Source organism: Streptomyces sp. 135 (genome assembly GCF_020026305.1).
Classification (GTDB): domain Bacteria; phylum Actinomycetota; class Actinomycetes; order Streptomycetales; family Streptomycetaceae; genus Streptomyces.
Genome location: NZ_CP075691.1, coordinates 249,485 through 261,178, shown reverse-complemented (window position 1 = coordinate 261,178; position 11,694 = coordinate 249,485). Strand labels below are relative to the sequence as shown.

Here is an 11,694-nt window from a genome sequence, read left to right as displayed (position 1 = left end):
CTGCCCGGGGGGAGGAACCGGTCATGAGAGTAAGCGTCTTAGGGCTCGGCTATGTGGGCTGCGTGTCGGCCGCATGCCTGGCCGGCCTGGGGCACGAGGTCATCGGGGTGGACGTCAACCAGGTGAAGGTCGACCTGGTCAACGACGGCAAGGCCCCGGTGGTCGAGGAACGGATCGGCGAACTCGTCACCGAGGCCGTGGCGGCGGGAACACTGCGCGCCACCGGCGACGTCCGAGAAGCGATCCTCAACAGCGACGTGTCGCTGGTCTGCGTGGGCACGCCGTCGGAGCCCAACGGCAGCCTGTGCACCACGTACTTGGAGCGGGTCACCGAGCAGATCGGCGCCGCGCTGGCGGATCGCGGTGAGGACAGCGGGCGGCACACCGTCGTGTTCCGCAGCACCATGCTCCCGGGCACCTGCCTGAACCTGCTGGTACCGATCCTGGAGAAGTACGTCGGCGGCACGGCCGGAGTGGAGTTCGGGGTCGCGGTCAACCCGGAGTTCCTGCGCGAGGGCACCAGCGTGCGGGACTTCTTCGACCCGCCCAAGACCGTCATCGGCGAACTGGAACCGGCAAGCGGTGACGCGGTGGCGGCGCTGTACGACGGCCTGCCCGGCGAGGTGTTCCGGGTACCGGTCCCGACGGCCGAGGCGATCAAGTACGCGGACAACGCCTTCCACGGCCTCAAGATCGGCTTCGCGAACGAGCTGGGCGCCGTGTGCCAGGCGCTGGGGGTGGACTCGCACCAGGTGATGGACGTGTTCCTGGCCGACCGCAAACTGAACATCAGCCCCGCCTACCTGCGGCCCGGCTTCGCCTTCGGCGGCTCCTGCCTGCCCAAGGACCTGCGCAGCCTGGTCCACGCGGCGCAGCGGGCCGACGTCTCCGTACCCATCCTGTCCCACGTGCTGCCGTCCAACTCCGACCACTTGCAGCGTGCGGTGGAGCTGGTCGAGCGCACCGGCAAACGCCGGGCCGGACTGTTCGGCCTCTCCTTCAAACCCGGCACCGACGACCTCCGCGAGAGCCCGCTCGTCGAACTGGCGGAGAGGCTCTTCGGCAAGGGGTACGACCTGCGGATCTACGACGCCAACGTGAGCCTGTCCCGGCTGCTCGGCGCCAACCGCGAGTACATCGAGACCCGGCTGCCGCACCTCGCGCAACTGCTCGCGGGCTCCGTCGAGGAAGTGCTCGAACACGCCGAGGTGTGCCTGGTCGGGACCAGTGACCCGGCCGTGCTGTCGGCACTGCCGCACGGTGAGAGCCCGGTGATCGTCGACCTCATCCACCTCCCCGACGCCGAGGCGCGCCGGGCCGAACCGGGGTACGTGGGCCTTGCTTGGTGACACGTCGTTCGATGACACAGCCGACGGCCACAAGCCTGACCGGCGCGCGCTGATCCTGGTCGAGAACCTGTCGGTGCCGTTCGACCGGCGGGTGTGGCAGGAGTGCACGACGCTGCGCGACGCGGGGTGGGAGGTGCACGTCATCTGCCCCCGGGGCACGAAGCGGGACACGGAGCCGGAGGCGGAGATCGACGGGGTGCGGATCCACCGCTACCCCTTGCGTGCCGCCACCGGAGGGCCGGCCGGCTACCTGCGGGAGTACGGATCGGCGCTGTGGCACACGGTCCGCCTCGCCCGGAAGGTCGGCCCGGTCGACGTGGTCCACGCCTGCAACCCGCCCGACCTGCTGTTCCTGCCCGCACTGTGGCTGAAGCGGCGCGGCGCGCGGTTCGTCTTCGACCAGCACGACCTGGTGCCCGAGCTGTACCTCTCCCGGTTCGACCGCGGCAAGGACCTGCTCTACCGCGGTGTGTGCGCGCTGGAGCGGATGACCTACCGGGCCGCGGACGTCGTCCTCGCCACGAACGAGAGCTACCGGGACGTCGCGGTGCGCCGCGGCGGCCGGCGGCCGCAGGACGTCTTCGTGGTGCGCAGCGCGCCCGACGCCGACCGGTTCCACCCCGTACCGCCCGAGCCCGAGCTGAAGCGCGGCAAGCCCCATCTGCTGTGCTACCTCGGCGTCATGGGCCCGCAGGACGGCGTCGACTACGCCTTGCGGGCCCTCGCGAAGCTGCGCGACGAACTCGGGCGGAGCGACTGGCACGCGGTGTTCGTCGGCGCGGGCGACACCTTCGACGCGATGGTGGAGCTGTCCCGGCGGCTCGGGCTCGCGGAGCAGGTCCAGTTCACCGGGCGCATCCCGGACGCCGACCTGGCGCGCTACCTGTCCACCGCGGACGTGTGCCTCTCCCCGGACCCGCACAATCCGCTCAACGACGTGTCGACCATGAACAAGGTCCTGGAGTACATGGTGATGGGCCGGCCCATCGTCTCCTTCGACCTGCGGGAGGCCAGAGTCTCCGCCGGTGACGCCGCCCTCTACGCGCCCGCCAACGACGAGGCCGCGTTCGCCGGGCTGATCGCGCAGCTGCTGGACGATCCGGAGCGGCGGGCCCGGATGGGCAAGACCGGCCAGGAGCGGATCGGCGGAGAGCTTTCCTGGCGGAACTCGCAGGCGTCGCTGCTCGCCGCCTATGCCGCTGCCTGCCGCGACCACGCCCCGGTGACGGGCGGACCGGTCCGGGCCCGGAGGAGGCAGCGCAGTTGAGCGAAGACCCGATACGCCTGGTCACGATCGGGCGGATCCTCCGCCGGCGCGGGCGGCTGCTCATCGTCGTCGCCGTGGTGGGCGCCCTCGTCGGCTACGGCACCTCGCTGCTGTTCCCGCCGAGGTACACGACGTCGACATCGGTCCTGCTGGCGGGACAGTGGGAGGAGCGCGAGCTGCTGACCCAGGCGGAGATCGCCGCCAGTTCGGCGGTGGTCGACCGCGCCGCCGCCACGCTCGACTGGAACGGCGTCAGCGGCAGCGAGCTGCGGGACCGCGTCAGCGCCGAGGCCGCCGACGGGAACATCATCAAGATCTCGGGGACGGCCGAGAGCCCGGAGCGCGCGCAGCGGCTCTCCGACCAGGTGGCCCGGCAGTTCGTCACCTTCGCCGCGCGGATCGCGGGCGACGGCACCGACCCCGACGCCGCGGCGGGCCCGGAGACGCTGCGGCAGAAGGTGGTGCAGACCAACCGCCGCATCTCGGACCTGGCCGGCGCCGCCGACCCGGGGCGGACCGTGGAGGGCGTGCAGGCCCGCACCGAACTGGAGAAGCTGCGCACCGCGCTGCACGAGGCCATGAAGAAGCTGGACGAGGCCGACCCGGCGAGCGGCAAGGCCGACCTGGTCGTCATGGGACCCGCCGCCCGGCCGACCGGCGAGGCGCCGCCGACGAGGACGCAACTCATCGCCGCCGGGGCGCTGTTGTTCTTCCTGCTCGCGGTCGTCGGCCATCTCGCCGCCGCACGGGCGAACCGCCGACCGCGCACCGCAGGGGAGATCGCCGCGGCGCTCGGCTCGACGCTGCTCGGCACCGTCGACGTACCCGGTGAACGGCTCCCGCACCGTCCACCGGGCCGCGACCCGCGGGCCTGGACCCGCCGGCTGCTGGGCGTCGACACCCCATGGGACATCCCGGCCCCGCAGCCGTCCGGCGGCGAAGCGGGCCGACAGCTCCGCTACCGGCGGGTGTGCGCTCGCCTCCGGGACCAACTACCCGCTCCCCGGCGGCTGCTGCTCGTCGTACCGGAGGGCGACGAGATCGCCCGCCGGGCCGCCCGGCAACTCGTCGCCGAGGCCGAGAGCGGCCCTTCCCCGAGTTCGTCGGGCATGGGCTGCCCCATGCTGCGCGTGGTGGAGGTCCCGGTGTCCCGGCCGCTGGTGCCGGACCGCGACACCGAGTCCGGTGCCCTGGTCGTCCTCAGCGCGGGCAGCCGGACCGCCGAGGAGCTCGGCGGCCTCGCCGAAGCGTGCGCGGACGCGGGGCACGAGGTCGTCGGGACCGTCGTCGCCGGCACGGTCCGCACCCGCGCGGCAGGGACCGCCGGCCGCTCCGCGCGTCACACCCCTGCCGGGGTCGCGGTGGGCGACGACGTGAGGGGCTCAGGGTGACCACGACCAGGACTCCGGAGCCGTCGGCCGCCGCTCCGCTCCTCGACTTGCAGGCACTGGTGGTGGCGGTGCGCAGGCGCCGCCGCCTCTGGTGCTGCCTGGCGCTGCTGGGGCTGCTCGTCGGCGCGGCGGTGGCGGTCCTGCGGCCACCGCCGCCCACCGCCGTGACCAAGGTGCTGGTCACGCACAAGGAGGACCAGCCGAACGACACCGGAACGCTGATCCGCACCGACGTCGAGCTGCTGGGAACCACACGGATCGCCGACAAGGCCCTGCGCGCCCTCAACTCCCCGGAAAAACCAGAAGACTTCATGCGGGACTACCGCGGCACCGGCCTGACCAACAACCTGCTGCGGATCGAGGTGACGGGCGACAGCGACGCGGACGCGGTGGCCCGGGCCAAGGCGCTCGCCGACGCGTTCGTCGACGACCATGTGCGGCGGATGCGGGAGACCGCGAAGGCCGAGGCCAAAGCCCTGCTCGACCAGCGCGACCGCATGCGGGACGAGTTGGGCAAGGTCAACAAGGCGATCGGTGACCGGTCGCCGGAGACCGAACCGAAGGATGCGGCGAGCATCGAGACGCTCTTCGCCCGCCGGGCCGAACTCAACTCGCGGATCGCCGACTTCGACCAGCGCGCCGAAGAGGCACGCATCGGCACGCCCCGGCTCGTCGCCGGCACCCAGATCGTGGACGCCCCGCGCGCGGTGCGGCACTCCCTGCCCAGGACCGCCGCCACCAACGCCGCGATCGGGCTCCTCCTGGGACTCGTCCTCGGGCTCGCGGTGGCGGCGGTCGGCGCGGTGGTTGCGGACCGCCCCGTGCTGCGCCGGGAGATCGCGGCGAACCTGGGCGCCTCGGTCATCGCGGAGCTGCGCCACACGTCCTTGCCCTCGCGCGGGCCGTGGCAGCGCCGCAGGACCCGTGCGGCACGCGAACGCCTCACCACGACCCTGGCCCGCGCCGTACGCGGCTCCACGGAACCGGTGTCGCTCCTCGAACTGGGCTGCGCGCGCGGCACGAGCGTGATCGCCATGGACCTCGCCCGGGCCCTGGCGGCGAAGGGGCCGGTGGCCGTCGTCGACGGGCTGCCGGGCCCGCAGCTCGCGTACCGCCGCCCCGAGCCGGGAGACCCAACCGTGGTCAGCGGTGAGCGCGCCACGGCCACGGCGCAGCGAGAGCTCCGGCTCGGCGTCGGCTCGGTCGCGCCCGGCACGGCGTGGACCGACCTCCCGTACCTCGGCAGCCGGACCGTGCTCGTCGTGCGTGCCGGGCACGCCGGCGCCGCCTGGCTGCACACCGTGGCGCGGCAACTCGCGGACCAGCGCATCGCGGTGCTCGGCGTGGTGCTGATCGACCCGGATCCGCGCGACCGGACCGACGGCACGCTGTGGGACGGCACGGACATCGCGCTGCGGGGCCGGAGCGGGCGGCCGGCCCGGCAGAACGGTGGGGGCACCTCCCACGCCGTTCAGGCAGTGAGGGAGGGCCGGTCGCGGACGGAGCGGCCGCCCATGTGGGCCACACGAGTCCCGGACACCGACCAGGAGGCACGTTAGAACATGTGTGGCATCGCAGGCACTTACCGGTGGCCGGACGGGAAGGCCGTGACCGACCGGCTCACGGACACCCTCGCCCACCGAGGCCCGGACGGGGCGGGCCGGTACGGCCACGCCGCCGGTGACGGCGAAGTGCACCTCGGACACCGCCGGCTGGCCATCATCGACCTGTCCGGGACCGGCGCCCAGCCGATGGTCTCCGGCGGCCTCGCCCTCACGTACAACGGCGAGCTGTACAACGCGCCCGAGCTGCGTGCCGAGTTGGCCGCATCCGGGGTGCGCTTCCGCGGCACCTCCGACACCGAGGTGCTGCTCGAGGCCTGGCGGCGCTGGGGCACCGACTGCCTGCCCCGGCTGCGCGGCATGTTCGCGTTCGGGATCTTCGACGAGCGGACCGGCGACCTGGTGCTCGCCCGCGACCAGCTCGGCGTCAAGCCGCTGTTCCTGCTGCGGCGCGGCGAGGGCCTGATGTTCGCCTCCGAGCTCAAGGCGCTCGCCGCCGTGAGCGGCGGATCGCTGCGGGTGGACCCCGCGGCGCTGGTGGCCTCGCTGCTCTACTACTGGGTGCCGGACTCACGCTGCGCGTTCCGCGAGGCGGAGAAGCTGCCGCCCGGGAGCTGGCTCAGGTGCCGGGCCGACGGCCGCGTGGAGCGCGGCCGGTACTGGCACCTGAAGGACGTCGCCGCCGCGGGCCAGGAGCGGGCCCGCAGCGGCGAGCAGCCGGACCTGGCCGCCGTCGTCGAGGAGTCGACCCGCCGGCATCTGCTCTCCGACGTACCCGTGGCGACCTTCCTCTCCGGCGGTCTCGACTCCAGCTACCTGACCGCGCTGGCGGCCCGCCACCGGCCCGGGATCTCCGCGTACACGATCGGGTTCCGCGCCGAGGACGCCAAGTTCGAGGCGATGCCGGACGACCTGCGCTACGCCCGACAGGTGGCCGAGCGGTTCGGCGTCGACCTGCACGAGATCGAGATCGCCCCGAACGTCCTCGACCTGCTGCCGCGGATGACGCACCACCTGGACGAACCGATCGGCGACCCCGCCGCGATCAACACCTTCCTGATCTGCTCGGCCGCCCGCGAGGCCGGCGTCAAGGTGATGCTCTCGGGGATGGGCGCCGACGAGCTGTTCGCCGGGTACCGCAAGCACCTGGCCAACCTGCTCGCGCTGCGCTACCAGCGCGTCCCGCGGCCCCTGCGGCGCGGCCTGTCGAGGGCCGTGGACCGGCTGCCGGTCGCCACGGCCCGCCGGGGGTACCGGTCGGTGCGCTTCGCCAAGCGGTTCCTCTCCTTCGCCGATCTGCCGGAGGAGACCGCCTTCCGGCGCAGCTACACCATGTACGACCGGGAGGAGCTGCTCGCACTGATCGATCCGGACCTCGCCGGGACGGTCGAGGACGTGCTGACCGAGCATGCGGACATCTACCACGACAACGACCTCGACGACCTCGTCAACCGCATGTGCCTGGGCGACGCGCGGATGTTCCTGCCGGGCCTGAACCTCGCCTACACGGACCGCTCCAGCATGGCCGCGTCGACCGAGGTGCGGGTGCCGTACGTGGACGTCGAGGTGGTCGAGGCGGCGTTCGCCGTGCCCGGGGACCGCAAGATCGTCGGACGGCAGGGCAAGGCCGTCCTCAAGGAGGCGGCCGGCTCGGTCCTGCCCCGGGAGATCGTGTACCGGCCCAAGGGCCTGTTCAGCGCCCCGCTGCGCGCCTGGATGAGCCGGGATCTGGCACCGCTGGTCCGCGAGGTGGTGCACGACGGCGTGCTCGTCGGCGCGGGGATCCTGCGCCGCGACGCGCTGGCGCGGATGGTCGCCGAGGACGCGGCCGGCCGGCGGGACTTCTCCAAGCATCTGTGGCATGTGCTGACCCTCGAGTACTGGTACCGCGGCGCGACCTCCGGCTCCGGCCGGACCGCCCCCTGACGGGGCCCTGAAAGACGTGGAAACAGAAGGAGTTCGGGTGAAGCAGGTCGTACAGAACTACAAGAGCGGCGAGCTGGCGGTGCTCGACGTGCCGGTGCCGGGGTGCAAGCCGGGCGGTGTGCTGGTGCGCAGCGCCTACTCGCTGATATCCACCGGGACCGAGCTCATGAAGGTGTCCGAGGCCGGCATGTCGATGCTGGGCAAGGCCCGCTCCCGGCCCGACCAGGTGGCCAAGGTCGTGCAGAGCGTGGCCACCAACGGAGTGCCCGCCACCTACCGCAAGGTGATGGGCAAGCTGGACTCCTACACGCCGCTGGGCTACTCGCTGTGCGGGGTGGTCGAGCAGGTCGGCGCCGGGACCGACGACGTGAAGGTCGGCGACCTCGTGGCCTGCGCCGGCAATGAGCACGCGCTGCACGCCGAGTCGAACTGGGTGCCGAAGAACCTCTACGCCCGGGTGCCCGATGGTCTCGCGCCGCGGCACGCGGCCTTCGGCACCGTCGGGTCGATCGCGTTGCAGGGCGTCCGCCGCGGCGAGTCACAGCTCGGCGACGTGGCACTGGTCATCGGCCTCGGGCTGATCGGACAGCTGGTGGTACAGCTCCTGACCGCCTCGGGAGTCCGCGTCGTCGGCGTCGACCCCGACCGGGAGCGCTGCGCACTGGCCGAGCGGCTGGGCGCCGTGGCCTGCGGCGATCCCTCCTCCGCGGCCGTGGAGGCCACCGTCGCCGAACTCACCGGCGGCCACGGCGTGGACCAGGTGTACCTGGCCGCCGGCGGCGGCAGCAACCAGCCCGTCGAGCTGGCCGCCCGACTCTGCCGGGACCGCGGCCGGGTCGTCGACATCGGCAAGTGCCGCCTGGACCTGCCCTGGAACGCGTACTACGAGAAAGAGCTCGACGTCCGGTTCTCCCGCAGCTACGGCCCCGGACGCTACGACCCGGAGTACGAGCTGGAGGGGCGCGACTACCCGATCGGCTACGTGCGCTGGACCGAGCGCCGCAACCTGGCGTGCTTCCTCGACCTCGTCGCCCGCGGCCGCGTCGACGTGGAGCCGCTGGTCTCCCACATCGCCGACTTCGACGACGCCGTCGAGACGTATCAGCGGCTGAAGAACGGCGAGTTGAAGGCGGTGGCCGTGCTGTTCCGCTACCCCGGCCACGCCGAGAACACGGCGGAAGCCGAGGCCCCGGCGGTGGCCGTGCCCGAGGTGCGGCGCAACGGCGTGGTGCCCGCCCCGGCCCGGGCCGCCAAGACGCCGGTACGGCTCGCGTTCGTCGGCGCGGGGAACTACGCGACGTCGATGCTGCTGCCGCACCTGGCCCAGCGCGACGGCGTCACGCTGTCGACCGTCGTCACCACGACGGCGCTGTCCGCGGCCAACGCCAAGCGGAAGTTCGGCTTCGCCGAGGCGACCACCGACCTCGACGCCGTGCTCGGCGACAAGTCCATCGACGCGGTCTTCGTGGTCACCCGGCACAGCTCGCACGCCGAACTGACCCGAAGGGCCCTCCTCGCCGGCAAGACGGTGTTCGTGGAGAAGCCCCTGGCCCTCACCGAGGACGAGCTGACCGGCGTGCTCGCGGCGGTGGAGGAGTCCGGCAACGACCGGATCCAGGTGGGCTTCAACCGCCGGTTCGCGCCGCTGCTGCAAGAGGCCCGGAAGCGGTTCGGCGCCCGGACCGGCCCGGCGAGCCTGCGCTACCTGGTCAACGCCGGGCGGCTGGACCACGGCAGTTGGTACCTCCGGCAGGGCGCCGAGGGCTCGCGGTTCACCGGCGAGGGCGGGCACTTCATCGACACGGCGAGCTGGCTGCTCGGGGCCGACCCGGTCTCCGTGTACGCCCTCGCCCCGCCCGGCAACGAAGACCTCCAGGTCGTCCTGCGCTACCCGGACGGGTCCACGGCCACCATCAGTTACGTCACCACCGGCGCGTCCGGCTTCCCCAAGGAGACGCTGGACCTCGTCGCGGACGGCAAGGTGCTCAGGCTCGACGACTTCGTCCGCGCCTCCGTCCACGGTGGCCGCCGCAAGCGGTGGGTCAGTTCACGGCTGCCCAAGGCCCGGGACAAGGGGCAGTCCGCCGAGCTGGCCGCGTTCGTCAAGGCGGTGCGGACCGGCGGGCCGATGCCGGTGCCGCTGGAGTCGCTGGTCGCCACCACGGCGGCGACCCTCGCCGTCCGGGCGGGCCTGGCCGGCGGCGCGCCGGTGACGCTGGCGAGGGCGCGATGACGGTGGGCCCGGCGAGCGCGGGCTGGTACCTGCGGCGGCTGTCCCGGATGGGACCGCGGGAGATCGGCGGCCGGGCGGGCGACGCGGTGCGCAGGCGGCGGTGGCGGTCGGCGCGGCCAAAGTGCCCGAGCGTGACCGGCGCCCGGTTCACCGCGGTCCTGCCCGCCGGGACGATCGCCTCGGTCCCGCCGGACGCCGCGAAACGTCTGGTCGCCGAGGCGGACCGGCTGCTGGCCGGGCACGTCGAGTACTTCGGCGTGGACCGCGACGACCTGGCCGACCCCGACTGGTGGTACGACCCCAAGACCGGGCGCAGGGCCCCGTGGGGCTACGCCTTCGACGTGCCGTACCGCGACGAGAACGCGGCCGGTGACATCAAGCAGATCTGGGAGCTCTCCCGGCACCAGTACCTCACCGTGCTCGCCGCCGCCTACGCCGTCACCGGGAACGAGCGGTACGCCGAGCGCGTGGCCGAGCACCTGCGCTCGTGGTGGGCGTCGAACGCGCCGCTGCGCGGAGCGCACTGGATCAGCGGCATCGAGCTGGGGATCCGGCTGCTGTCCTGGGTGTGGATCCGCCGCCTGCTCGACGACTGGCCGGGCGCGGCCGCGCTGTTCGAGGACAACCCGGTGGCGCGCCACCAGATCTGGCACCACCAGCGCTGGTTGGCCGCCTTCCCCAGCCGGGGCTCTTCGGCGAACAACCACGTCATCGCCGAGGCCGCCGGGCAGTTCGCCGCGGCCTGCGCCTTCGGGTGGTTCCCCGCCTCGCCGCGCTGGCGGTCCGACGCGCTGCGGTCCCTGGAGCGGCACCTGAAGAGCAACACCTTCGGATCGGGCCTCAACCGCGAGCTGGCCACCGAGTACCACGGCCTCGTGCTGGAGCTCGGCCTGGCCGCGCTGGCCGAGGCGGACGCCGCGGACGTGCCCGTCCCCGCCTCCGTCCGGCTGGTGCTGCTGCGGATGACCGACGCGCTCGCGGCCGTCGTGGACAGCCGATTACGGCCGCCGCGCCAGGGGGACGCGGACGACGGCCACGGTCTGGTTCTGGACGGCACGGGCACTGACCGCTGGGCGTCCCTGCTGGCCACCGGGGACGCCGTCTTCGGCCGGCTCGACTGGTGGCCGTCGGTGACCGCCACCGATGTCCGCACCCCGCTGCTGACCGCGCTCATCCGGCCGTACGCGAAGAACGGAACCGCACCGGCCGTGACCCGCCCCCCGCGCAGGCCGGGCCACTTCACCGACGCGGGCATGACCATCCTGCGCGGCCCGGGGGAGATCTGGTGCCGGTGCGACGGCGGCCCGCACGGCTTCCTGTCCATCGCCGCGCACGCCCACGCGGACGCGCTGTCGCTTGAGGTCCGGCACGACGGGGTCGACGTGCTCGCCGACCCCGGCACGTACTGCTACCACGGGGAGCCCGCATGGCGGCGGTACTTCCGGTCGACCCTCGGCCACAACACCCTGCAACTGGACGGCGCCGACCAGTCCGTATCCGGCGGGCCGTTCCTGTGGACCCGCCACGCCCGCAGCCGCGTCCTGGCCGCCGAGACAACCGGTGACGTGGCCCGCTGGTGTGCCGAGCACGACGGCTACCGCCCCTCGGTGCACCGCCGCAGGGTGGAGCTGACGGCCGCGAGCCGTGAGCTGAGGGTCGTCGACGAGGTGCGCGGCCCGGGCCGGTCCGTACGCCTGGTGTTCCACCTCGGCCCGGCGATCACCGCGGACCTGGCGGGGGAGCGGGCCGTGCTCACCTGGACCCGGGACGGCGAGGAACGCTCCGCGGTGCTCGACCTGCCCGAGCAACTGCGCTGGCGGGCGCATCGCGGTGAGAGCGATCCGCCCCTCGGCTGGTACTCCGCCGGCTTCGGGCGCAAGGAACCCGCCACCACGCTGGTCGGCACCGGCTTCACCGACGGCGCCGAGGGGTTCACCACCGTGCTCGGCTTCCGGGGCTAGGGGGA

General features: G+C 73.2%; 7 protein-coding genes. All 7 read left to right on the top strand.

The genetic code is table 11. The annotated features are described in order from the left end of the window. Nucleotides 1-23 precede the first annotated feature (23 nt). Genes KKZ08_RS01215 through KKZ08_RS01185 form a run of 7 tightly spaced genes read left to right on the top strand, consistent with a single transcriptional unit; the run spans nt 24 to nt 11,689 of the window. The gene (locus tag KKZ08_RS01215) at nt 24-1,349 is read left to right on the top strand and encodes a nucleotide sugar dehydrogenase (RefSeq protein WP_223772628.1); all 1,326 of its coding nucleotides are present in this window, start codon (nt 24-26) and stop codon (nt 1,347-1,349) included. Further along, nucleotides 1,339-2,616, top strand: a complete 1,278-nt coding sequence (locus KKZ08_RS01210; RefSeq protein ID WP_223772627.1) for a glycosyltransferase family 4 protein — start codon at nt 1,339-1,341, stop codon at nt 2,614-2,616. The genes KKZ08_RS01215 and KKZ08_RS01210 overlap by 11 nt, the downstream gene beginning before the upstream one ends. Then, entirely contained in the window at nt 2,613-4,007 is a 1,395-nt protein-coding gene (locus tag KKZ08_RS01205) for a Wzz/FepE/Etk N-terminal domain-containing protein (protein ID WP_223772626.1), read from the top strand. Before KKZ08_RS01210 ends, KKZ08_RS01205 begins: the two co-directional genes overlap by 4 nt. Continuing rightward, nucleotides 4,004-5,566 (top strand): Wzz/FepE/Etk N-terminal domain-containing protein, encoded by a 1,563-nt coding sequence (locus tag KKZ08_RS01200; protein ID WP_223772625.1) that lies wholly within the window; start codon nt 4,004-4,006, stop codon nt 5,564-5,566. Before KKZ08_RS01205 ends, KKZ08_RS01200 begins: the two co-directional genes overlap by 4 nt. 3 nt (nt 5,567-5,569) lie before the next feature. After that, on the top strand, nt 5,570-7,495 hold the full coding sequence (asnB, locus tag KKZ08_RS01195) for an asparagine synthase (glutamine-hydrolyzing) (RefSeq protein ID WP_223772624.1): 1,926 nt from the start codon (nt 5,570-5,572) through the stop codon (nt 7,493-7,495). A 37-nt stretch (nt 7,496-7,532) separates the two neighbouring features. Continuing rightward, nucleotides 7,533-9,728: a bi-domain-containing oxidoreductase gene (locus tag KKZ08_RS01190; protein WP_223772623.1), complete on the top strand. Its 2,196-nt coding sequence runs from the start codon at nt 7,533-7,535 to the stop codon at nt 9,726-9,728. Then, nucleotides 9,725-11,689 carry an alginate lyase family protein gene (locus KKZ08_RS01185; protein WP_223772622.1) on the top strand — a complete coding sequence of 655 codons (1,965 nt, stop codon included), beginning with the start codon at nt 9,725-9,727 and terminating at the stop codon, nt 11,687-11,689. Before KKZ08_RS01190 ends, KKZ08_RS01185 begins: the two co-directional genes overlap by 4 nt. Nucleotides 11,690-11,694: the final 5 nt, after the last annotated feature.